This is a genomic window from Pseudoalteromonas luteoviolacea S2607 (assembly GCF_001625575.1).
Lineage (GTDB): Bacteria > Pseudomonadota > Gammaproteobacteria > Enterobacterales > Alteromonadaceae > Pseudoalteromonas > Pseudoalteromonas luteoviolacea_E.
On sequence record NZ_AUXV01000030.1, the window covers coordinates 28572 to 52288 of the forward strand.

Here is a 23717-nt window from a genome sequence, read left to right on the forward strand (position 1 = left end):
TATTAGTCGTTATTTATTTAAGATTGATGGTTTTTTTACAGAACATGATCTCTGCAGGAACATTAATATCCTGACATGCAGACAAGAACTTGTTTGATTCAAGTACCTGCCTCGAGTCTTCCTCATGTTCTAGACCGTTGAAGTATTTGAAGCATGGCTCAAGACCGATGGCATAAACGCACACCTGTTTGGCATTAAATTCTTTAACCATAGGCAACGCCTGATCACAGTCAGAACCATCTAAGCGCCTTGAGTTTTTAATATTCTTCGGCACCTTTTTGGTGTGCAAAGCACCATACGCCCATGTGTATGGCGCCCCAACGCACTCCATGCCAATCGCCAGAACATCCAAATCAGTAAAGAGTTTACCCAATTGTTGATAAAGATTACGATCTGGGTTGGAAGAGTCTGCACCGAAGAAGCACTTTTTGCCATGTGCTTCAACATACCAAGCTGTTTTGGAACGAATGTTTAAATCGCCATGCTCGCCTAAAAATGGAATGCTGACGATACGACCATCAGGTATGCTGATCTCATCCAAGTCATCGACTTCAATCACATCAAAGTTCAATTGCTTTAGCATCAGCCTCAGAGACGGATCAACCAAGGTCCCGCCATTGTTTTTGGGCACTACAACCTTTTTAGTTTTGTAGCGCAGTTGTAATAGCGTTTCAATATTCGCATGGTCCATGTGGGTGTGCGTCAATAAGATGTAATCGATACTCGCAGGCAATTCACTATGACCAATCATTTCGTCCGCCTTGTTTGCATCTCTTGAAGCAATGATTGGGTCAACTAATATACAAATATCCTTCGTTTCTACCATAAATCCAGCATGGCCGGTGTATCTCAATCGCACGCCTTCCTCAACGGGTTCATGGACCAGTGTCGGCTTTTCGGTGGTAAAGAAGTCGCGGTATGACAAGCCTCCTGATTGCGAATAATCTTGAAACAGTTCATCCACGCGCTCAGCTGAAATAGGGACTTCTCGCGCCTTAAAGATTTCATCAATGAGCGGGGCATTAAAATCTGCGTCGACTTGCATATGACTGTCGTCGGGTAATCGAGGCGTACTCAGCACAAACGGCCGCTCCTCGACCTTAGAGAGCAAGCCAAATGATAGACTTTGCAACCCAGGCTTATAATATGCACTTCTGTATAGTAGTGGCTCAATAAGGCGGTATGAAGGACGGTGCTCCATATCTAAAAACAACTCAACACACCCTTTTAACGGTCCAGGGATCTTATCGTAAAGGCCCTCAATCGTTTCACCACTGGTATGATTAAATAGCAGTTCATCTAAATGCTTAACCGCATCAGACAATTCAATTAAATCGCCACAATTTTCGTCTAACTCAGTAATTAACGCTTGGATATCTTCAACTTGCTCTTCTGTACAATTTAAAAACTCACCACCCGTTAACACCTTTTCTTTGGAGGCAAGAATGTGCAGTTTATAGTTTTTCACGAAAGACTGCATAATACGACGGTGCGTATTGACGATATATCTTGAAGCCGTCACAGGAGGTAGTAGATAGGGCCATGCATACCAGTGATTGATCAACGGTTCAAAGTAAGTATCTTCTCTTAGATAAAGTAATTTATTGTCCATAGTTATAACTCTTAATAATCTATTAAACGAACGGCTCGTTATTCAAGTCGAGCGCTATTGCCATTGAAACTCGCACCCCAACAACTCAAACAGTTTCTCGTTATAAGGTCGATAAAAACTGGCCAGAGCTTCTTTTGTTTTTTTGTCCGCAGGGGGCAGCTTTATCGGATTTTCGTTGGCTTTTTTGCTGTATTCCGGAATATTGACCAAAGGCAAATCTAGAAACTTTTGAATTCTTCCAAGTATTGGCTTTCGATCTTTGAAATACTCGGCAACGTCGGACACCATGACATTGTCCCTGCCGAACCGGTTGATCCACCGCTCAACTGCCTTAAAGTAAATTCCGTCCGCCAGTACCTGATGCCCACAAAAAGTTTCCATTGGAATGCTGGGAAATAAATCAATTGCGCGCTCAATGTATGTGTCAAAGTCATTAAAAAACCCGAGTTTTTTATTACCTTTAAGCATTCGCGAGCCCATAAAGAGCTCCCACTTCCAGTATGAATATGCTCTAGCAACAGGATCTCTCAGCACTATAATCACTTTGCAATTAGGATTTAACTCATAAAGTTTGTCCATCACATCTAGGCGGTGCATTTCAGGATCCAGATAGCCACACCTAACTGGCCCCCCCACCTTTTCTTCTGCTTGTTGCTTTTCTTTTACCGTTGGGTAGCCCATGTGCCAATTTTTTACTTTGTACATTTTGGGTTCTTTCGCCAATGGGGGCAGCACATTCGGATGAAAAAGTAGATGGCTCACCAAATCACTGGACCCACTTTTTCCAGGTCCAGTCATTACATAGTCTGGGGCTATGCGCTCTTTTGCCATTAGCTTACGAAGTGCCAACCTCCAATTTGGTACATCTGAAAAATAATAAGGAAGAAACTGGTATTCAATTGCTCCATTGATAAGCTTTGGCAAATGACGAGTTAACGATCTCTCTGTATACATGATCTCTCTAAACTCTGTGATTAGCTCAAAGCCTCTGAAGAATTTGGCCATCTGCTTATCATCTAGATTTTCCAAGCTAGATGACATTTTCTACCTCCGACAATTGCTTGCTAGGCTTATTACTTTCTGAATCCTCAGTCTTCACTTCTTCTAACACTTGCCCTGTCTCCATCCTTACTAATTTATCAGCAAGATGGAAATAACGGTCATCATGAGTGATCACCACAACTATTTTATTGAGCTTCTTCAAGTCAGGTAGAATATGATGATAAAAAATTTCCTTGAACTCAGGATCTTGATCCGCAGCCCATTCATCAAAAATATAGATGGGTCTGTCTTCCAAATAGCTAACAAGCAATGCTAAGCGTTTTTTCTGTCCATCGGATAATCTTGTACTAGAGAACTGCCCATTTTCAATCGTCACTTTCTCTTCTAAACCCAAACGTTTTAACAACTCACTAGCCCGACCGTCTAGCCCATTCTTCTCTACCAACCCAAATAGTTTTGTAAATAAGTAAAAGTCTGAATAAATAGCCGAAATACTCTGACGAAAATCATCTCTATTACTATCTAAAACAACTTGATTATCAAAATAAATTCGGCCTTTATTGGGGATATGATGCAGAGAAATCAATTTACCTAAAGAGGTTTTGCCAGAGCCGTTACCACCAACAAGATATGTAATCTCCCCAGGGTTAAATGTTAAATTAATAGGTCCGATATGAAACCCGGACTCTTCATTCTGTAGTGCGGGATACATGTATTCAATATCCTCTAGCTTAAGCTGCTCTGGATGACATATTTTGCCTGACATGTTGGATGAACTCGGTTCAATTGTCATTTCATCAAACAATTGATTTAATTTTTTCGCCGCAACTTTTGCAGAAACGAGGCTCGACATAGCACCAACTAGAACCGTGATAGGTCCCATGATATATAGGAGAATCATGATGGAGCCCAGAATATCATCTCTGGAAAGCGTAAAATAATTGGCCATCACATACGCAACAGCGCCCATCGTAAAGAAGCTGATCAGATTACTATAGTTGTTAGCAAAAACAACGAACGTCTCTCCCATCTTAGTCGCACGCTTGTAGTTATCCTCAGCATTATAAAGCTCCTCTTGTAAAAACTCTTGCTGTTTATGCTTGTTGAGCTTGAGCTCTTTTGCACCATAGATTAAACCTCTAATCCCCTCTTGGATCCCATCAAAGCTGTTTCGACCTTTCATCATGTGTTTACCACCAAAGCGAATAGGGATTTGGTAGGTGATAAAACCGAATACGATAAGTCCAACCACAAAGAGGAAGGTTTCTACTCTCAGGTACAACAAAAAGCCGAGCATACCAAATAAGGTGGTAACCGCCACTAAAATACTGGGTATGGTCGAAGCGCCATAGGAAATTAGCTCCACATCTTTATTAATTGCTGTCAATAAACGGGACGGCCCAATTTGGTCCAATTTTTGGATAGGCAGCTTTGCAATTCTGCCATACATTCTTTTACGCAAATTAACGGTTGCATCGACGCTTACCTGAAGCATAAATGTACCAGAAAACCCTCGACACAAAAGGATCAGCAAACACACAGAGAAAAAGAACAGTGCTTGTTGAGGATCAGAAACTTCAAACATACCTAATAGCCAGTAAGAAGTTTCAAACTCAGGTTGCATTAGTCGGCTAAGTGGCGGCTGTAAAGACAACAGCAGTAATGGCACTAACAACGAATATGCCGCGCCACCCAGAGCTCCTAATACGATAGACGAAAAAACTTTATTGGGGGCCGTTGCTGTTAATAACCCAAATAAATTTATCGAAGAATTTTCCTGCTTATTTTTATTCATTTTCAATTCCTAAATTCCCTTGAGAGGCTCATTTGACGGGCTCTAAATGCAGTATCAATTCTGCTTGCGATCTGCTCGGTGCGCCTAATCTCAAAGGTCTCAATTGCAAGTCTTTAAAAGGAGTGATGTTGTCGTCATAATGATCGCTCAACAAGTGCTCGCTTTGACCAGAACTGTTGATATAGCCACTATTATTTTCAGGACTTAGGTCAATTACTTGACGATAGCCTGCTGTAGAGATCACCCTATAGCCTACAGCTTCAGAGTATCTCCAGTCAGCGCGGTTGACACTAAATCGGTCGCTGTTTCCTTCGATAGTGCGAGAGAAAATGCTATCCAACAACGGAATATCTCTAAATGCTAGGTGGGGTAAGTAAAGCTCGTTGATATCTTCCCAATCATGCGTCATTCCAATGAGTCTATCCAGCTCTTCAAGTGTCGCATCTAGTGCAATTAAACCTAAGTCATCACACGTTTCGTGGACATCTGTATTAACTTGATCACACCAATCATTATTTAAATCAGGGCTCTTTAGAAATACTTGTTTTATCAATAATGGCCTTAATCTTGGTGGCACCGTTTGAATTGCGTTGCCGCGTCGCTCATGTAGCGCACTCCCCTTTAGGTCATCGGAGATCAATAACTGATTAAAGTGCTTCATCCATACTTGGTAAAGTGCACTTGCTTCACTATCACCAGCAATGACATGATCCCAGGCTTTTAACTTTTCTATTGCTGCTTTGTGCTTAGCATTTTTGACGGGTAGACTTAAAATATGAGGAAGCAGTTCTTTTACCTGAAGACTCTCACTGTCTCCTTGTAAATCGATAAAGTCCTGCACCGAAATTTTCTTTCCGGATGCAATAAATTCTTGAACTACGTCTTCAATGCGGTCAGCACGATAAGGTGGTGACTCCAAATTTAGAATAATATGAGGATAGTCATCAGGGTGGTTTTTATTGTTGGCATTAATAACATAACCTTCTTCAGGGTTAATTTTGTGTGGCATTTCATCAAACGAAAGATACCTTTCCCACTGATAATTTGAATTCCATCCAGGGACTGGCCGCCTGCCATTCCCCTTTTTTCTTACCGGAATTTTTCCCGCAGCAAACTGTGCAATGTTGTTCTCAACATCCGCATATATAATATTCACCGCGGGCGCTTTATACTCCCTCAGTGCTGACTCGAAACTCTCTAAGTTGTCCGCATAATTCATTCCCAAAAAGCTTTCAAATGATTTATCAACTTCATCTAAGGGAGTCCACCGAATCGCCAAAGGAGAGTCAACCTGTCCAATAGCATCACTAATCAATGGACCATTGCGTGTTCTTCTTACTTGCCATTGTACTGATGGCACTGGTTTATTTAAGAATGCAGGAGATGCCGACTTGATATGAATCGTTTGTTCTTCTATTTCCATATCTACCCATTCACCATCTACTTCATATTGATTAGGATTTAATGGGTTAGTACGTTCGACATATAGGTCTAGTGCATCAGGGAACATATTTGTCACCCCCCAAGAGACTGACTCATTTCGTCCCATAAAGACGAGCGGTACGCCTGCAAACGTGGCGCCAGTGACGTTTATTCTATCCCCTTTGATATTAGCTAAATACCAAACCGACGGCATTTCAGTCAAAAGGTGAGGATCTCCGGCCAACAGAGGAAAGTTACTTTCTGTGTACTTTCCAGAAACCGCCCATGCATTGCTCCCCACGGCAATTTCACCACCGGATTTAAATTCGTCTTGAAGGCGATCGTTCAACCCAATCAGACGCGCTTCAACCTCGCTGTCTGCCAACTCTCCCTCATAGTAATCTGTAGCCGCGGGGTTATTTTTGTTTTCATTAGGAATGATGTCATTTGCTTTTGCCAAACCAACTTCTTTTACTAATAGGTCAAACTCTGTTTCAGCAGAGTGATTGGGACCAAGGTTCAATGACATTAGTTTCATCATCAAAATTGAGTCAACTGGCTTCCAAGGTTCAGGTTCAGTATCCAAAATATAGAACTCGGCAGGTAATGTATTACCCTCACTGATCCATGCATTAACGCCAGCTGCATACACCCTCAATACTTCAAGCGCGGTTTCATCTAGGTGCTTCATGGCAGATTGCGCAGCCGGGACTAGAGTGTACGCTCGCATATACTGATCCATAGGCAATGCATCAATCCCCATCACTTCGCTTAAGCGGCCTTCAGCTAACCGTCGCTTGTGGGTCATCTGCCACAAACGTTCTTGAGCATGGATATATCCCAAGGCAAAAAAAGCATCGTGATCTGTCGTTGCAGAAATATGTGGAATTGAGTGTTCGTCACGGGTCACTTTCACAGTGGCACTCAACCCCTTTAAGTGTATTGTACCTGCTTTCTGAGGCAGACTTTGATAAAGAAATGCATAACCTGCACACAACACTATGATTATGGGCAGGACTATCCAAATAATGAAACGAGATAAAATGGGATGAGAACGCATCAACATTTCGCTTTTTCCTTTTTTGTGTTCTGTTTCTGATACAGATATTATTCTTATAGATTTTCGATTGACTTAGTCTTTCACATAAATTTCAGTGTCCAACTCAAAGCCCAAGAAAGGAAACGAGCTCATCCAGAGCTAGGTAGAACCTTTCGATTTCTTCTGTTGTATTGTAAATATACGCAGATATCCTCAATATCTCCCCACCCATTTGGTCATCAACGACAGGCTGGGCACACATATGGCCGGTTCGGCACATTATCCCATACGAATCACTTAAAGACCGTGCAATATCAGATAAGTCATCGCAACCATGAATTCTTAAACTGCCAATTGCACAGCGGTTTTTAACACTTTTAGTCCCCAGTAACTCCAAATAATCTCGCTTAAGTGCGCCATCAATTATTGCTTTCGTCAAAGTTTCAGTATGTTCTAGTGACTCTTGAACACTGAACTGCTTTAAGTAGGTTAGTGCTGCACCTAAGCCTAGGGTGGATGCAATGGGCGGCGTTCCAGCTTCAAAACGGTGTGGGATCTTACGCTCTTGTGAACCATCGGCATCAACCCAGTCAACCATGCCACCGCCAAGCATCAGCGGCCGTAATGTATTTAGTACTGCGCTTTTACCATACAAGCAGCCGACTCCTGTTGGGCCAAGCATTTTATGACCTGAAAAAGCGACAAAATCTACAGGAGTTTTTGACACATCGATACGCAAGTGAGGATGTGGAATTGATTGTGCAGCATCGACAACAACAATTGCATCACATGCCTTTTTAGCTTCTTCAGCCATCTGTTCAATCGGTGCAATCGTACCACTTACATTTGAACAGTGCGTTAATACGACTACTTTTGGTTTCAATTTTAGTAATTCACGATAGTGGTCGAGATCGATACCCCCTTCGCTATTGAGGCCAACCAATTGCAAGTTAGCGTATCTTCTCCAAGGTAGCAACTGTGCATGATGAGAATCAAGAAAGCCAACAACAACGTCATCTTCTTTCAGATCTAAACCATATGCCACTAGGTTAAGTGCTTCGGTAGTTCCTTTAGTAAAAACGATCTCGTTACCATATGCACCTAAGTACTGAGCAATAGAGTAACGAACTCGCTCATAAGCGTCTGACGCCTCCTCCGATAGATAGTACTTTCCACGATGAATGTTAACTCCACTTTGTGAGTAGTAATCTGACATTGCATCTATGACTGAACGCGGCTTTAATGCGGTTGCTGCACTATCTAAATAAGTGATGCTTTGTCCATCAATTAGTCGTTCTAATACTGGAAAGTCTACTCGACTATTCTCTATACCCATGACAATAACCTCCTTTTTTCTTCTCTCATTGCAACACTGGACACACAAGAAATAAATTTACCACCACGATCCGCTGGGAAATATTCTGTTGGGGAACAACTCACATTATTACTTCTCAATGTATCTCTTAAACGCGCCAAAAGATCATCTTCAGCTTGCTGTGTCCAATTTTCATTTTTTAAATACTGAAAGTTAAATTGATCATCGTCAGTTTGATTCATTTGATACATGTCGATCCAAGGGGCTGGGCCAATTAATTCATCTAACTCTTTCGGTGTTACAACAGTATTATCAAGGCGCCAAAGCGCATTTTTTACCCTACCTTCAGCTCGTACGATTGGTGTAGGATCGCCACAGGAACAAGGTTCATCACTCAGGCGGAACATATCTCCCGTTGCATATCGAATGTGTGGAGATAGTTTATCATCCAGAGTAGTGATCAGTAGTTCAGCTAACTCACCAGGTTTTGCTGCTCGTCCATTATGAATAAATTCAAGATGGTAGTCTTCGGTGTTCATATGCTGCTTACCGTGTGGACACTCAAAACCAAGATAGCCGAGTTCAGACATTCCTAACATATCAGCAAATGCTACTTCTTCACCAAAGCACTCTTTAATTTGGCGTCTTGCGACCTGAGTGCATAAGGTATATCCAGACATGATACAAAATCCAGATTTTTTGTGCGGAACACGCCCTAGCTTCTTCATCGCCCGGATCAAAAATGCAAAGTGGGTTGGATCGACAAACAGTAAATGGGGGTCGTATTCTTCAATTTCATCTAATGCCATGTTTATCATGCGATCTGGGGTGGTAAGTAGATCATGATAAACCGGAAGTACTAAAGTACCATCAGGGAGCATCCTGCTGTCCATTGTACTATTTGGGTTTGCACACTCTACATCTGAACAATTAGGTGCTGCAAATCGGCAAGTACGGAGTTTTAAACCTGGCTTCCAAAGTGAAGAAAACTTAGGATTGACTGATATGCAGCTTGCCTGTCTGCGAGCAAGATCATATGACAGAACTACACTGACTAGTCGATCACCTTCTGTACCAGAACTTTGAAATCGCATTACATGAGGACTTTTAAGATTATATCCCGATGCAATAACTCCAGCTGGAAAGTTTTGTCGATAGTTCTTTTTTACTGTTGGTGGAATACGTAAAAAATCATTTGGTTCAATAATATCCTCAGGAACAAGTCCGGCCTGCTCCATGTGCTTTCTGAAAAAAACAGTGTTTTCATAGCTATAAGTTATTTCTTCTTGAACTTGCTTAAAGTTCGAATTCATCATTGTAAATCTACCATTTTTGAATTTACTGAGGTCAAGCAGAATGAGGGAAACCTAGTTCTGAGCTAATTCGCCTAACGCTACTTTGCTCACATCTGCATCCAATTGAACTGACAACTCAGTTATGTTTTTATCACAGTAAAGTGAGCTGATTTTATTAAGTCACCATTTATTACGGAGTGTAAGTGAATAAGCTTACACTGATATTGCATCAAGCTATGATACTTAATACTTTTCGCTTCCTTGTTGTTATTTAACTAAATTGTCAGCTTTGGTGAATATTTTTTTACTAGCTCGTGAGTGAGCTTCTTTATAAATTATCTCACGCATGAGATGCCTTATAAACAGCGTGGTTTTTTCTCACCAAAAATTTATTTAGCAAAGTTTTTGTATAAACTTACTACTCTGACTGATGGTATGCCTTTGTAAACTTCAGTTTATGTGAAGTTAAAGTTCGGATCAATGCAATAAACTAACATCATATAGAACTCTGCCATTAAGCTAACCTCTATGTGGTAGATAGTCAATAATATTGTTGTTAAATCAGAGAGGTGATCGTTTATCAAAGTATTGATGGGCATTTAGCTAAGAGGTGATTAAGTATAGAACTACTTTGAACATCACTTAAAGAAACAGATAAGTGTGAAGGTAAACTTTGTTTTTGGCAGAGTTTATAACGAGAAGTATCGCTAGTTATTGAACTTTTCCCCGATATCCACAAAAAATGAAGCTTTAATTAACTATTTTTTATTTTATATTTATTTGAGATCTATTTGAGATCTACGTGATCTATTTGGTGATTTAATCAAGTCCTTTAAAAATAAGGCCTTCAAAGAGATCTGAAGATCCGATATAGCCCTCTTCGACTACCGATATAGCGTATTATGCTACCTTTATAGCCTGTTAGTTTACCGATATAGCGCGTTTGGTTACTGATATAGCCCTTTTGGCTACCGATATAGTGTTCCTCTGTGGATAAGTGCTAAAAAAATGATAAATATTCTATCAATGTCCCTATTTTTTTATTTTTTTATGTGATGGAAGTAATCTTTTCCTATGAATCCAGACTTTTTAACTTGCAGTTTTAAAAAAATCGTTTTTTTTTTGAGGCTGGAAGCAAAAAAAGGCTACATTGGTAGCCTTTTTTCCCAATCTTATCGGAGTGTACTTTCAATATGAGGTTTGGTGTCTTTCATATGTAAGCCTGCGCTGGACGTTTCTGCTTTGCATTCAGGCCACACTTTTTTTACTAGTTCGAGTTGTTTATTAAACTTGAGCTTAAAGTTTTTTAAGTTGTCATACCCTGAACCGAATTGGTCGGCGAGGCCTTGCCAAGGGATTGGACGTCGTGTCGACTTATTTGAGCGGTAGGTAAGAAATGTATATATATCTAAGGCCAAGGCAGAATCCTTCAATGCTCTAATTGCATTTAACTCTAAAGGGACGGCGCTTTTCATCAATGATTCGTAAAACTCGTCATCTAGGATAACGGAAGCGCTGGCACTTTTTTTGTACTCTGGGTCAAACCAAAGGTTTGTTTCCTTGAAAATTTTACAATTCTGTATCTTTAAGTGCTGCATATCATTGTCAGCGCTTTGTTGATATTCCAAAGTAATAAAACTCGTGCTTAAGCGTTTTAGTTGCTCCGTGTAACGGGCGACATTCCCTTTTTTTCCAGATACCGGCGTAACGCCAATATCTCGCATTAATGCTGACATTGATTTACCCAAAGGCACTTCTTTGATTTTATATTTTTTAGCCATTGAGAATATATAGAAAAATAGTAAACGAGGCGCGACGCCATATGGGATCCCATTTTTTGATACCCAGTGAATTTCTGCCATACCATTACTGCGACTGAACAGTAGTTCACCCGTTTCTGAGTGAGGTAAAAACATTTGTGCCAATGGGGAATAAATAAATTGAATTGTCTGGTGCTTATCGACTCCAGTTTCCACTGCCTGCTCTGTGATTGGGGTTACCTTTTCGGAAGGCTCAGTAATTTCTAATGTGTTTTTATAATACTGTGGCAAGCCTGCTAAAATAGTAGCTTGTTCTATATTTGCACTCTCAAGCTTTCGAATGAAAGTGCTGATACGCTCTGCCTGTAATTCATTTAGTTTGATTTCTTGTTCGTAGTTTTCACTAAACGACTGCCATACAGGATGTGATGTGAGCCAATCCAACATAGGTCGAGCGGGTTCTGAATTCATAAGTAGCGCCTTTTCGATTTTTATTGTTTATCCAAAACATGAACGACTTTTTGATTAAAAGCCATTAAAACTCGTTCTATTCTATGATAGCTTATAGGTAACGCAAATCCAATCATAAATCTTTAGTTTAAAGGCTGCTTTATGACAAACAATGCTATAGAACAACTTGACGATCTGATAAGTATTTCAGAGGAGTTTATTCGGCTTACTCACACTGAATCACATAAGCCTGAAGAGTTTAAAAAATTAAGACTATTTAGTACCGCTGAAACAGAAAAAATGGTGAATAAGAGTCGGACTACAATTCAACGAGCTGAAAATGATGGGGTAATTTCAGCTCCTGCAAGAGAGCCGAATTCGAATCATAGAGTCGGGTACAGTTTAGAGCAAATTAATACATTACGGGATCATTTCTCAACGTTACCAGGCAGAGAGGAAGGGGATGAAGCGTTGGTACTCGCAATTGCGAACTTTAAAGGGGGATGCGCAAAAACTACGTCGACAGTCAATTTATCTCAATATTTAGCGTTAGAGGGATACAAAGTACTGGTCGTGGATATGGACTCGCAAGCAACATTAACGTCCATGTTTGGCTTTATACCTGATATGGATTTTAATGCTGATAATACCGTATTACCTTATTTTAATGGTGAAAAGGATGCTCTGGATTATGCTGTACACACAACTCATATTCCTAACGTGCATATCATTCCAGCCTGCTTAGAACTTTATCACGCTGAGCTCGGTGCCGCATCCCATATCTCTGAAATGGCATCGGTTGAAGAAAGAATCGATTTCTTTAAAACACTTCGTTATGGTATCGATTCAATTAGAGATAACTACGATGTTATTCTAGTCGACTCTCCACCTTCACTCGGTATTATCTCTGTTAATGTACTTTTGGCAGCTGATGCATTGCTTGTTCCTTGTGCTTGTAAAATGTATGACTTCTCCAGCACGACACAGTTCTTTCGCATGGTCAAAGATTACATTTCTAAACTAGATCCTGATAAAGCCTACAAGTTTATCAAGGTGGTTGCGTCTCAGTATGATAGAAGAGAACATAATCAAAAAGACTTTTTAGAAGTATTAAAGGGGAGCTTTGGCGATCGAATGTTGACTACACCATTTTTAAGTTCTAGCGAAATTGCTAAATCCGCAGCGCGCTTTGAAACACCTTATGAGCAAAGTAAACCCAATCGACGTATTATCGACAATATGGCATTGGCTTTTAAGGAAGTTGAACTAGAGATCCTCAAGACCTGGCCATCAAAAGAAGACAAGTTAATTGAGTTAGGTGTATTAATTTAAGAAAGTTTCCATTGGAAACCTTTATAAAGTGTTGAAATTAATGGGGTTTTTTTTCTTTGGTTAGTGGCATTTTTAACAGTCACTACAAAGACTAAATTACATTATAATGATTTAATCATAGCGAAAGTTTCTATTGGAAACCTTGCTTACCCCCTATTATATAAGGGCTATAGGAGGGTAAACTAGAGTTAAAGTGAATGAAATGGCAAAGAAAAAACCAAATTTAATGAGTGTCATGGCTCAGGCTAAGTCAAATACGGACAGCCAAGCACAGAGGAAACAAACAAATAGTAAAGTCCCTGTTGCTGAACTTGCGCTAGGTAGTGGTTCTACAGGCTTAGTAAAAACGAGTCGAGTTGCAATTATTGAAGTCGCCGCAAACGAGTGTCGAGGGTGGTCCTTACACAATAGAAATGCACATTGGTACAATGCTGAGCGGTGTGCGGATCTAATTCAGTCTATTAAGTCTGAAGGACAGCTAGAGCCTGCATTAGCTCGAAAGCTCAATGATGAAGACGGATATAAATATGAACTGATTTATGGGATGCGCAGACGTTTTGCCTGTGATCAGCTAAACATTCCTTTAAAACTTAAGATCATTGAGTGTGATGATATGCAGGCTGCCATATTTATGCATATTGAAAATGAACACCGAGCGGATATCACTCCAATGGAAAAAGCCCTCAGTTATAAAAAATTGAATCAATCAGGCATTTTTTCGACTATGGAAAATTTAGCTAAGTTGTTAAATTTACCTAAAGGAACTTTATCTAAATACCTGAAAGCGTCCTCACTTTTTGATGAGCCGATTATGGCCGAAGCCTTTCCGGATCCAACTGAGCTGCCGGTGTCAAAAGTAAATAAGTTAGTTGACCTCCTTACTAACCCTAGTGAGCGAAAAGTCATCCATAAAAGGCTGCAAAATGTGAAGGGAGGCCTGAGTCAATTTACACCTATAGAGTTGCTAAATGACTTGATCGAATGTGTTAAACGTTCAACGCAAGTTGACTCTTCACCATTAAAAGAGGCCATTAATGTGGGAGAGCGAACGACTTGTACGGTGACTCGAAATGCAAAGGGTAAAGTCACTTTAGCTTTTGATACGTTTGAAGAGCTGACTGAAGACTCTTTTAAAGAGCTGTTTGTAAAAGTTGAAAAAATGCTCGGTTAGTGCTGCTTTTTAAACTGCAACCATATTCACTATTGGTCAAAAAATATGAATAAGGGGAAGGGAGAGAGTTTTTTGAGATGCTGAATCTCTGAAAATCACAGCTAGTGTAGAGTGATGTCGATATATGCGCATCACTCAAACTTGCAAAGGTGAATAAGCTTAAAACAATGCCTTGCAATCGATACTGAGATTGTGACTTGAACTTACTACTTTAAGTCATGTATCAATTCGTGGTTTATTAGGTATAGCTGCTGTTAAGGTGTTTGCTATCTAAATCGGCATGAGGCTGATTGAATAGGAGCACCAAACCTGTGTTTAGGGAAATATCAAATCTCATTGCTGCCACAATAACGTGTTTATTTTAGAGTTAAGTGAGGAACGTTTGTGCCGAAAGATTATATTTAATGTAGATAAGCTTCAAAAGTACCAACTTGGATCCTTAAAGTATTGAACTTAATGCCGATATATCGAAGAAATGCCCTACGTAAGCACCTCGAGCATCTTCCTGAAAAGGTAGGGTAGATCCCAAATGACTGTTTACATTTAGAACACATCATACATGAGGTGGCAAAGTGCTCAGGAAATAGTGTGACAACCAGAATTGCCTATCTAATTTATGGGGGTTATTAGTCATTCATCAGCTGGCTTGCTTTTCTCAACCGAAGGTTACCGCGTTTATCATACTTCTGTGTTGTCGTTACACTGACATGGCCCATCGCATCTCGAACGGTAATGATATCGACACCTTTCTCGAGTAAGCTTGTTCCAAAGGTTCTTCGCATATCATGTGGCGAGCATTTTTGTATGCCTGCCTCGTTTTGTCTATTGTGTAAAATATCATAAATAGCCTGATCTGAAAGACGTTCTTTGGTTACATGATCCCAGCGTCTTATTCTCGTAAATAGCGGTCCGGAGTCATCTTTACGTACCAAATCAACCCAATTTTTTATATAGCATAAAGTACTTTCTGGTAGGTATGTCAGTCTTTCAACATTACCTTTTCCTGTTATTTTTATCGTCTGTTCATGCCAGTTAATGTTTTGAATCTCGATGGAGACGACTTCTGCCCGTCGCAAGCCACAGCCGTATAATAAGCTGATGATAGCGAGATCTCGCATGCCTTTATTATTGTGTTGCTGTTGGCACACTCTGAGCAATGATACGACTTCTTCTTTATTTAATGCTCGGCCTTTGCCCAAGCGTGACCCACGAACTGATTTAACATCCTTTATCTTCATATAATCGTCTGACGACATTAATCCAGCGATCCATGCTTCTTTGGCGGTTCCTCTTAGCGCACACAAGTAAGTATTAACTGTTGCGGGTGCCAATCCTGAGTGCACTAATTGCTCTTTAATGGCGAGAATATGTGTTCTTCTGAGCTCTTGCCAGGGGCATTGAACGATATCGTTATGTCCGACCATATTTGCAACTTTTTTTAAGAGCGATTTCATACTTTTTCTACTGCGTTCTGAATCTAAGTGCAAAAGATACAGCATAGCAGGATTATTGCGCACCTTTTCTTGTCGCGTAATATGTTTTGTGGTGGTTAATTGGCCTCTCATATACAACCTCTATTTTTTCATAAAAACGCAAGTGCACTAACCGTTACTCTACGCCCTTGCCGTTTTGATACGCGTTGAGAAACTTTTAAATTCCAAAGAGGGGTCTTCAGCGGTAAACATTAAAATTTTAGCTGTTTATCTCTACTTTTTCAAAGTAGCATTTTAATAAGTAGAAAAATATATGCAAAGAGTCACTTTTGTGACTTGTCACATTACTGGTGGTCGAATACAATGCCTAGTATAAATAAATACAAAGCAGGTGTGACATGTCACGAGATGGTGAAGAAATAAGAAACTCAATCTGGCAAACATATGTGAGTGCTGGGTTTCTAGATAAGGTGCGGCCTAGCGATTTTATGGTGGAAACAGGGGAGCTCCCTAATTTGCAAGGTATGAGCTTTCAAGAGTCAAAAGCACTGTTAAAGAACTTATTAACGGCTAATGGATGGACTCGTTTAGATGCACGATTTAGAAAATATAAACAACGACAGCTGGGCCAACTGACAACAATTACCTTACACAAAAAAACGTTGGCAAAGCTTGAGTATCTCAAAAATGAGCTTGCTGTTGATGACTATGACATGTTATTTGAATACCTACTGGACCCGGAAGAAAACTTATCGGATATATTGAAAAAGTTAAATTGTTTACCATTGAGCGTCACACAAAATTATTAAATGGTATTTGGAAGAACGACTATCTATTGAATATTTTCAACTTATATACTTACAGTAAGTGCTACGGATCTATCTTACATATTCAACTATGTATGATGTGTTCTTAGATTGGCTTATCTGTTAACTACACCAGGCGAAAAACCGAGGTGTTGCGCGCCCGAAGTCGCGCTTTAATCACTGTCTTTATGGTTTAAAAAGTCAATCGTCTTTGCTAAAGCATCTGAAACGCAGTCCTGATCATTCCAATCGACTCGCGTCCAATCTACATCAGTATCCAGTTCAGTTATGTTACTCGTTAGCAATACTCGCAACGATGAAAGCGAATTGATCGGCTTAATCTTAATGGGGCGTGCCATATGCACTTTTTTAGCCTGAGCTTTTTTGTCAGTCAGCTGTAAATAAATAAGCTCTGAAATCGCCTTTTTATCTGTCACATTGAGTACGGTTTTATTATTTTTATTTTTGTACTCAACTTCCGTAGATAAGACAATTTTCTTAACACGTAAAAAGGGCAGGCTTAACCCCGATTCGTAGGCTTCCAATACGCTAGGGTAACGAGTCAGTACATTGTAGTTATCATACGCTCCCATCGATATACCAAGTACTGTGGCTGTCTCTTTTACAGTCAGCTTTTTGAGGCCTAAGCTTAGTTTTGCGCCGTTTAAAGCTTCTATCTCAGACAGAGCATTCAAAAAAGCTTGTAACTTACCGTACTGAGGTAACTCTTCTCTACTGGCATTTTCTTGAAACTGCTTAACTTTCGAAAGCAAAGGCTTTCTTTCATACAGTTTAAATTGTGCCGTTGAACCATAACCATTAGCATACACTAGCGCGAAAAAACGTCTGTGACCGGTTAAAAGTTGATACTTATTGTTTTCAACAGGGTAAATTGTCGGCGCCTGTATCATCTCAGCAACGGAAATATTATCCCCGAGCTCTATGATGGACTCGATTGTTTGGTTTGCTTTTTTCCACTGCTCAGTGCCGTACTTCAAACAGTTAACGATACATGACTTGCCAATCAAGACATGATTTTCTCCATGGTAGATCTGGACTAACTGATGCTTTGTAAGTTTACGTGCGCAAAAGAGTTTAGCGTGCTCGTCGTCAATTAATATTGAAGGTAAGAACCTACCGTTCGTAGGATCAGGTTGAACAGAGCTTAAGAAAATAGATTGATACTCAAATGATTCTGAATGCAATTCATCTTCATTATTTAAGCTACTTAACAGCAATTGCTCATATTTAACTTTATTCATTAATATAACTTTAACAATTCAAAAGCAAAAGCCATTGTAACAAAATCCGTAATTCAGTTAAACCAACAACTTTTCTTTACTATCTTTGTGGTTTATCGATGATATATTGTTGTTTTCCAAGTGCAACCTTTCTGAGCTAGATTACGATACATTTAATTGTACATTGTTTGGAGCTTTAGCCCACGAGCCTTAATCGCACAGTTTCTAGTCAAAAAGCATTTAAATAATCACATCGCATGTTCATTAAACACCTGTTGCTAAAATGATAGTGTAATCTATGGCTGTTTGATTGCTGCCTCCTAAAAAATCAGGTGGTTAAAAATCGCCTTGACGCTTTACTTAACACGTGTATCATTTTGCTTATATCAAGCTTCAGAATCTTTACAATTTACATTCAGTCAAAAATATGGGAATTTAGTTTACTGGATGTACTGTGGCTTGTGGTATGTCAACATGATAAATAATAAGAGTCGCTATGAGCAAGCCCCATATCCTCATCGTTGATGATAGGCATGATATTTTTCTAAGCACCAGCTTTGTACTTGAAGATAACGGTTATTTTCCTGTCGAAGCAAATAGTCCAGAGCAAGCAAAAGACATTATAAAACAGCAAAACATTGATGTAATTTTATTGGACATGAATTACTCACTGGACATTACATCCGGTGAAGAGGGAATCGCCTTTTTGGCTTGGCTATCTGACTCAGAGTTTCATATTCCCGTCGTTGCAATGACCGCTTGGGCTAATGTCTCGCTGGCAGTCAAAGCGATGCAGCTTGGTGCGGCAGAATTTATAGAAAAACCTTGGAAAAACCAACGGCTACTACAAATCATAAAACAGCAACTCGCGCTGTCCAACTTACAAGTTCAAAATCAGAAATTACAACAAAGGCTAGAACGAGAAGTTAAACACGGCTACGAATGGCGCTCTTCTTGTATGCTGGAGCTATTAGAGCACATCGAGAATGTTGCCAAAGCCGACGTAAACATCCTACTAACAGGAGAAAACGGCACAGGCAAAAGCTTACTCGCCGAAAAAATCCACTCTTTGTCTAGTAATCATTCGGGGCCTTTAATTTCGGTAAACATGGGGGCAGTAGCTGAAAACTTATTTGAAAGCGAAATGTTTGGCCATAAAAAAGGGGCTTTCACTGATGCGAAAAGTAACCGAATTGGTCGGCTTGAGTTGGCAAATGGCGGCACTTTATTTCTCGATGAAATAGCGAATACGCCTTTATCACAACAAGTTAAGTTACTACGGGTTTTAGAGTCAGGTGAGTTTGAAGTACTTGGCTCGAGCCAGACTTTAAAAATGAATACACGAGTGATCTGCGCAACCAATGGGAATTTGGCCAAGTTAATTGCTGAAGAAAAATTTCGAGAAGACTTATTCTATCGATTGAACACGCTTGAGTTTCGAGTCCCCTCCTTACGCGAACGACAGTTAGATATCATACCGCTTGCAGAATTCTTTATTAACAAGTTTATTAAAAAATACCAAAAACCGCCCATTACACTCAGTGCGCTAGCACAAGACAAACTGTCTACATATCATTGGCCAGGTAATATTCGTGAACTCAGCCACCTTATGGAACGCGCGGTGTTATTGGCGAAAAGCACAGAACTGACAGAGCATGACTTGCCACTTCAGCCACAGGCTTCAAATGGTGATGTGCCCATGATGACTTTGGAGCAAGCAGAGAGAAAACTTATTAAGCAGGCATTAGAAAGAACTTCAAGCAACATGTCTCAAGCGGCAAAGCTATTAGGGCTAACCAAGTCTTCTTTATACCGACGTTTAGAAAAGTATGAAGATATTCAAAAGTAATACCATAGAAGGGTTTATCACCTTTTGGCTTTCCATCGCAGTCATCTTATTGCTGTTTATGCAGTCTTTGTTGCTATGGCAATTAAATTTATCAAAGGGAAAGATTGCTTTGGTTGCCGCTCTGGTTGCCCTACCTTGTTTCATGGCTGTCATCGCTTTTAGAAATAAAATCACTTCTAGCTTTAACCGTGCTTTGTTACATGTAGATGCCGTCCGAATGGAAGATTATAAGCAATATGCTAAACCCACATTTCCTTTGGGGGTAGTGGGTAAATTTCATCAGCAGTTGCGAGAGTTCAGTGAAGATCTCGCAAGTAAAAAACAGCGCTATGATCAGCATGCTTTTTTGGTTTATCGCCTAATTGATCAATTAGATACCCCTGTGTTGGTGTTTAACCACAAGAATCAATTAACCTATGCAAATGGCGCCTTTAATGAGCTTTATGATGGCCAATCCTGGCAAAGATACAAGTATGCTTCACCGCAACTGCTGGGTTTGATAGGAAGTGACACCGGCTGGGAGTTACAACAAGATGAACGGCAATGGCAGATCAGTCAAAGTAGCTTTATCGACGCCAATGTTACCCACCAATTATTGGTCTTCACCGATATAAAAGCTGCTATCCGTAGTAGCCAAATTAACGCCTGGAAGCAGATAATCAGCGTAATGGGGCATGAGATCCGTAACTCATTAACACCGGTTTCCACCATAGCCGAAAACCTGGGAGAGCGGGCCAACTCTGAAAGAGATAAGCAGGCGTTGGCATTGATCTCTGATCGCTGCCTACATTTGCAGGATTTTATTAATCGATACGCTTCGCTATCTAAGCAGAACAGCCTAAATTATCAGAGTATTTCTGCAAACCTTTTGGCTGAGAGGTTTCAGCAGCTTTTCCCCAATATCGGACTTAAAACAACGGTAACAACCCAATGGGTTTGGGCAGATCAAGCTCTTTTAGAGCAAGTATTGATTAATTTGATTAAGAATGCGCATGAAGCTGACGCCGATCTCATAACCTTAGGCATTGATAAAAAAGGAGACAAGACAGTATTGAGAGTCACAGATACTGGCCACGGGTTTACCAATATCGATAATTTATTCGTTCCCTTATTCACCACAAAGAACGATGGCCAAGGCATAGGGTTAAGTTTTTGCAGAAATATTATTGAACAACACCAAGGCAGTATTTCGCTTGTTAATAATGAAGTGCGCGGCGTGACCGTAACGATTGCACTGCCCTTGCAACCGGCAGTCTGCGTTGATTAGGTATACCTACAAAATGGCAAGCACTTTTCTCACCTATTTGCGATGGTTCCATTTCTAACGGGAAGGTGACAAAACCCTTATCGGATACAGATTTATCCGTGTAACCTAATGATTACCATAACTATATTTAACACTACTTCTTATTGAGATATCGCGGTTGTGATCGTATTAAAAGTAAAGTGAATGACAAAATCTACATATTACTTATGCTATTGCAGTGTCTTTTTAAACAACCATCTGTTTTGTATGTGAAAAAACATAATTAAGAGTTTGGAAACCAAAATTGTATTTTTAATACATTTTTTTATCTCTATTTCAATATCAATGATCCTATAATAAATATCATGTTGATAATTTCATAACAGCTAAGCTAAGATGCAGTTTATCCAATAATAAAAAACACAAGGATATGGTCTATGAAATATGAACAGGTCAATGATATTGAAAATTTACAGTTGATATTGTGGGCGTTTGAGAAAGGCTACGGCTTGGGGCGTGCGGATGTAACAGATGGGATCTACATCGAGCGAGACAAGGTCCTAAACCACTTTAAGACAGAACTTCAAGGTATAATTGTTGAGTCAAGCTGAATACTTAGTAGAGAGACTGCAACGATTCTCATGTACTAATACTATCCATCATAGCCTTAGAGGACGAGGAGTGATATACCGACTAAACAAAGAAAACCGTTTAACAGTGCATGAAAATGTGGAGCTTACCGTAACTAGGTTGCTGTGTACCCTAAAAGACAACCTGTTTCAATATCTCCACTCCTTTTAAACTACCCTAACATCTACAAGCAACTCCAGATAAAAATACATAGTGATCCAAATCAAGCTACGTATTTCACCAGATAGACATTACTAGTTAACTGCGGCTTCTTCTTGGGCTTTGCTCGATTGTTTCGAAGGTGGCACGGTTAAAATTTCACCATCTAATAACCTCAACTGCGTCGTTGCCCTATCCGCATAGCGAGACTCATGTGTCACCATACAAATGGTTGTACCATTTTGATTCAACTTATCCAACATATCCATAATTTGGTCACCAGTATTTGAGTCTAGGTTACCCGTCGCCTCATCAACTAGCAGAATTGCCGGCTCAGATACCAGCGCGCGAGCAATTGCGATTCTCTGCTGCTGTCCACCCGATAATTGATTCGGTTTATGCTGACTACGGTGTGTCATACTTACCATTTCAAGGCACTTATTCACACGCCTTTCTATTTCAGATGCACTCACATCTTCTTTATTGTAACGCAATGGCAATGCCACGTTGTCAAATACAGAAATCTCATCAATCAGGTTAAATGACTGGAAAATAAAACCGATCTTACTATTTCTCACCTCAGCAGCTTCATCTAAAGAGAGGTTCGCAACATCTACACCTTCAATTATATATTCCCCACTACTAGGCATATCTAGCAATCCCATAAGGGACAATAGTGTTGATTTACCACAACCAGATGGGCCAGATATTGAAACATAGTCTCCGCTCGAAATGGTTAAGTTCACGTTTTTTAACGCATGGGTTTCCATATCTTCAGTTTCAAAAACTTTAGTGATGTTTTTCATTTGAATTTTAATTTTGCTCATGTCAGTATTCCTGCTGCTAATTTGTTATGTAATTTAAGATTTAATTATCAGTTCTGATGAAGTCGTTTTAAGATTGGATAAATCTGAAATGATAAAGGCATCGTTTGGTTCAGCGCCTGAAATAATTTCAATGTAACGGCCAGCTTGTTGCCCCAACTTCAACGTACGTAAATGCGCAGCCGATGAATCGGGCTCTAAGCGGTACAACGTTATTTCACTATAAGGCTTTACATTCGCTGGTCGTTTAATGTAGTAAACCTTTTGCAATGTATCTGCGATGATGCTTGCGTCCACATTTAATTGAGGTCGAGCACTGGCTGGTAAAGCCTTTGGTAAAGCAATTTCAACTTCGACTGTGTTGTCCTGAACTATCGGATCAATTCGAGTTACCTTACCCGAAATTTTGTCTCGGCGAGTGTTTATTATGGCACGTTGGCCCACACTAACCTGTTGAACTTGGCTTTGTGGTACACGTATTAATGCTATTAAATCCGTAACACTGCCAATCAGCGCAATCTCTTGACCCGGCGCGAGACTCTGCCCCAACTCCACAGACAGTCGTTGTAAAACTCCAGAAAACCCAGCTTTGACTTCTAGGCTGTCTAATCGCGCTTGGCTAATATTTAATTGGCCTTGCTGCTGCTTTAAACGCTCTTGCTGAATGTTCACAGATTCATTGTGCACCAACTTTAATTGCGCTATTCGTTGCTTAAGTATGTCAATACGTTTTGACAGCTGCTCTTCTTCTAATAACGACTCTTTGTAGGTCAATTGCGAAACAATCCCTTTTTCAATCAACTTCTCCTCGGCTTCACGGTTAAGCACTGCTGATTCATAGCGTGCAGTCATTTCCGCTAGGTTAGCCGTTTCATTTAGGATCTCACGCTGATTATTCAGCTTTAGTTGGCGTAAATTCGCCTTGATCTGAACTAGCTCTTGTTCCGCACTTTCAACTTCTTGGACAAGCTCAGGGTTATCTAATCGAACAATCACACTCTCCGCTGTCACATTAGCCCCTGGTTTCAGTACGATTTCCTTAACAGTTGCGCGCGTTAAGGTTGTTAAAAGTTGCTGCTTATTTGAGTTTAAAACACCAAACCCCTCAGTGATGACTTCCAAGTCCCCCTGTTCAACTCGCTCGACCAATATGTCGTTACGGAAAACGGATACCGAAGATGCTTTTTGCCACGACCAAATAATCAAAGTGATTACCAGAGCTGCCAAAATGGCAGCTACACGGTACTTACTTTTCAACATTTTGTCATGTGATTTACTTTTAACCACATCCACAATAAAACTCCTCTCTCTGCTTTAAAAATAAGTATCTGGATAT

At 40.1% G+C, this 23717-nt stretch carries 17 protein-coding genes; 6 read left to right on the forward strand and 11 right to left on the reverse strand.

The features are described from left to right. Positions 1–13 precede the first annotated feature (13 nt). The 7 genes from N480_RS14915 to N480_RS14945 form a co-directional block, all read right to left on the reverse strand. On the reverse strand, positions 14–1612 hold the full coding sequence (locus N480_RS14915) for an MBL fold metallo-hydrolase (protein WP_063373278.1): 1599 nt from the start codon (positions 1610–1612) through the stop codon (positions 14–16). A gap of 54 nt (positions 1613–1666) precedes the next feature. Then, positions 1667–2653, reverse strand: a complete 987-nt coding sequence (locus N480_RS14920; protein WP_063373279.1) for a sulfotransferase domain-containing protein — start codon at positions 2651–2653, stop codon at positions 1667–1669. After that, on the reverse strand, positions 2643–4409 hold the full coding sequence (locus N480_RS14925; protein ID WP_081231887.1) for a cyclic peptide export ABC transporter: 1767 nt from the start codon (positions 4407–4409) through the stop codon (positions 2643–2645). Before N480_RS14925 ends, N480_RS14920 begins: the two co-directional genes overlap by 11 nt. Before the next feature lie 28 nt (positions 4410–4437). Further along, positions 4438–6747, reverse strand: coding sequence for a penicillin acylase family protein (locus N480_RS14930; protein WP_196761502.1), 2310 nt, complete (start codon positions 6745–6747; stop codon positions 4438–4440). 247 nt (positions 6748–6994) lie between these two features. Further along, positions 6995–8206 carry an aminotransferase class V-fold PLP-dependent enzyme gene (locus N480_RS14935; protein WP_063373280.1) on the reverse strand — a complete coding sequence of 404 codons (1212 nt, stop codon included), beginning with the start codon at positions 8204–8206 and terminating at the stop codon, positions 6995–6997. After that, positions 8197–9501 carry a phenylacetate--CoA ligase family protein gene (locus N480_RS14940; RefSeq protein ID WP_063373281.1) on the reverse strand — a complete coding sequence of 435 codons (1305 nt, stop codon included), beginning with the start codon at positions 9499–9501 and terminating at the stop codon, positions 8197–8199. Before N480_RS14940 ends, N480_RS14935 begins: the two co-directional genes overlap by 10 nt. Before the next feature lie 1151 nt (positions 9502–10652). Further along, positions 10653–11711 carry a replication protein RepA gene (locus N480_RS14945; protein WP_063373282.1) on the reverse strand — a complete coding sequence of 353 codons (1059 nt, stop codon included), beginning with the start codon at positions 11709–11711 and terminating at the stop codon, positions 10653–10655. Between the two features lie 141 nt (positions 11712–11852). On the opposite strand from N480_RS14945, the gene N480_RS14950 reads away from it, so the two are divergent. Both N480_RS14950 and N480_RS14955 read left to right on the forward strand, forming a co-directional pair. Continuing rightward, positions 11853–13022 (forward strand): AAA family ATPase, encoded by a 1170-nt coding sequence (locus N480_RS14950; RefSeq protein ID WP_063373283.1) that lies wholly within the window; start codon positions 11853–11855, stop codon positions 13020–13022. A 202-nt stretch (positions 13023–13224) separates the two neighbouring features. Continuing rightward, complete coding sequence (locus tag N480_RS14955; protein WP_063373284.1) at positions 13225–14193, forward strand: ParB/RepB/Spo0J family partition protein; 969 nt, start codon at positions 13225–13227, stop codon at positions 14191–14193. A gap of 626 nt (positions 14194–14819) precedes the next feature. Here the strand turns inward: N480_RS14955 and N480_RS14960 are convergent. Beyond that, a complete protein-coding gene (locus tag N480_RS14960) occupies positions 14820–15647 on the reverse strand; it encodes a tyrosine-type recombinase/integrase (protein WP_196761503.1) in 828 nt (275 codons plus the stop codon). Positions 15648–16024: 377 nt separating this feature from the next. Between N480_RS14960 and N480_RS14965 the strand changes: the two genes are divergently transcribed. Further along, on the forward strand, positions 16025–16435 hold the full coding sequence (locus N480_RS14965; protein WP_063373286.1) for a hypothetical protein: 411 nt from the start codon (positions 16025–16027) through the stop codon (positions 16433–16435). Between the two features lie 170 nt (positions 16436–16605). On the opposite strand, the gene N480_RS14970 is transcribed toward N480_RS14965, so the two are convergent. After that, positions 16606–17694, reverse strand: a complete 1089-nt coding sequence (locus N480_RS14970) for a hypothetical protein (RefSeq protein ID WP_063373287.1) — start codon at positions 17692–17694, stop codon at positions 16606–16608. A gap of 475 nt (positions 17695–18169) precedes the next feature. Here N480_RS14970 and N480_RS14975 point away from each other — a divergent pair, with 475 nt between their 5' ends. The 3 genes from N480_RS14975 (at position 18170) to N480_RS25385 (ending at position 21379) form a co-directional block, all read left to right on the forward strand. Beyond that, on the forward strand, positions 18170–19522 hold the full coding sequence (locus N480_RS14975) for a sigma-54-dependent transcriptional regulator (RefSeq protein ID WP_063373288.1): 1353 nt from the start codon (positions 18170–18172) through the stop codon (positions 19520–19522). Continuing rightward, positions 19503–20789 (forward strand): sensor histidine kinase, encoded by a 1287-nt coding sequence (locus N480_RS14980; protein ID WP_063373289.1) that lies wholly within the window; start codon positions 19503–19505, stop codon positions 20787–20789. The genes N480_RS14975 and N480_RS14980 overlap by 20 nt, the downstream gene beginning before the upstream one ends. 416 nt (positions 20790–21205) lie before the next feature. Then, positions 21206–21379, forward strand: coding sequence for a hypothetical protein (locus N480_RS25385; RefSeq protein WP_155732861.1), 174 nt, complete (start codon positions 21206–21208; stop codon positions 21377–21379). A gap of 273 nt (positions 21380–21652) precedes the next feature. On the opposite strand, the gene N480_RS14985 is transcribed toward N480_RS25385, so the two are convergent. Together N480_RS14985 and N480_RS14990 are read right to left on the reverse strand one after the other, a co-directional pair. Further along, positions 21653–22384, reverse strand: coding sequence for an ABC transporter ATP-binding protein (locus tag N480_RS14985; protein ID WP_063373290.1), 732 nt, complete (start codon positions 22382–22384; stop codon positions 21653–21655). Positions 22385–22417: 33 nt separating this feature from the next. Continuing rightward, positions 22418–23674 (reverse strand): efflux RND transporter periplasmic adaptor subunit, encoded by a 1257-nt coding sequence (locus tag N480_RS14990; protein ID WP_063373291.1) that lies wholly within the window; start codon positions 23672–23674, stop codon positions 22418–22420. Positions 23675–23717 lie beyond the last annotated feature (43 nt).

Coding starts and splice junctions, on each gene's coding strand:
- N480_RS14915 (WP_063373278.1), bottom strand. CDS start 1,612: ATGGACAATAAATTACTTTATCTAAGAGAAGATACTTACTTTGAACCG.
- N480_RS14920 (WP_063373279.1), bottom strand. CDS start 2,653: ATGTCATCTAGCTTGGAAAATCTAGATGATAAGCAGATGGCCAAATTC.
- N480_RS14925 (WP_081231887.1), bottom strand. CDS start 4,409: ATGAATAAAAATAAGCAGGAAAATTCTTCGATAAATTTATTTGGGTTA.
- N480_RS14935 (WP_063373280.1), bottom strand. CDS start 8,206: ATGGGTATAGAGAATAGTCGAGTAGACTTTCCAGTATTAGAACGACTA.
- N480_RS14940 (WP_063373281.1), bottom strand. CDS start 9,501: ATGATGAATTCGAACTTTAAGCAAGTTCAAGAAGAAATAACTTATAGC.
- N480_RS14945 (WP_063373282.1), bottom strand. CDS start 11,711: ATGAATTCAGAACCCGCTCGACCTATGTTGGATTGGCTCACATCACAT.
- N480_RS14950 (WP_063373283.1), top strand. CDS start 11,853: ATGACAAACAATGCTATAGAACAACTTGACGATCTGATAAGTATTTCA.
- N480_RS14955 (WP_063373284.1), top strand. CDS start 13,225: ATGGCAAAGAAAAAACCAAATTTAATGAGTGTCATGGCTCAGGCTAAG.
- N480_RS14960 (WP_196761503.1), bottom strand. CDS start 15,647: ATGAAATCGCTCTTAAAAAAAGTTGCAAATATGGTCGGACATAACGAT.
- N480_RS14965 (WP_063373286.1), top strand. CDS start 16,025: ATGTCACGAGATGGTGAAGAAATAAGAAACTCAATCTGGCAAACATAT.
- N480_RS14970 (WP_063373287.1), bottom strand. CDS start 17,694: ATGAATAAAGTTAAATATGAGCAATTGCTGTTAAGTAGCTTAAATAAT.
- N480_RS14975 (WP_063373288.1), top strand. CDS start 18,170: ATGAGCAAGCCCCATATCCTCATCGTTGATGATAGGCATGATATTTTT.
- N480_RS14980 (WP_063373289.1), top strand. CDS start 19,503: ATGAAGATATTCAAAAGTAATACCATAGAAGGGTTTATCACCTTTTGG.
- N480_RS25385 (WP_155732861.1), top strand. CDS start 21,206: ATGAAATATGAACAGGTCAATGATATTGAAAATTTACAGTTGATATTG.
- N480_RS14985 (WP_063373290.1), bottom strand. CDS start 22,384: ATGAGCAAAATTAAAATTCAAATGAAAAACATCACTAAAGTTTTTGAA.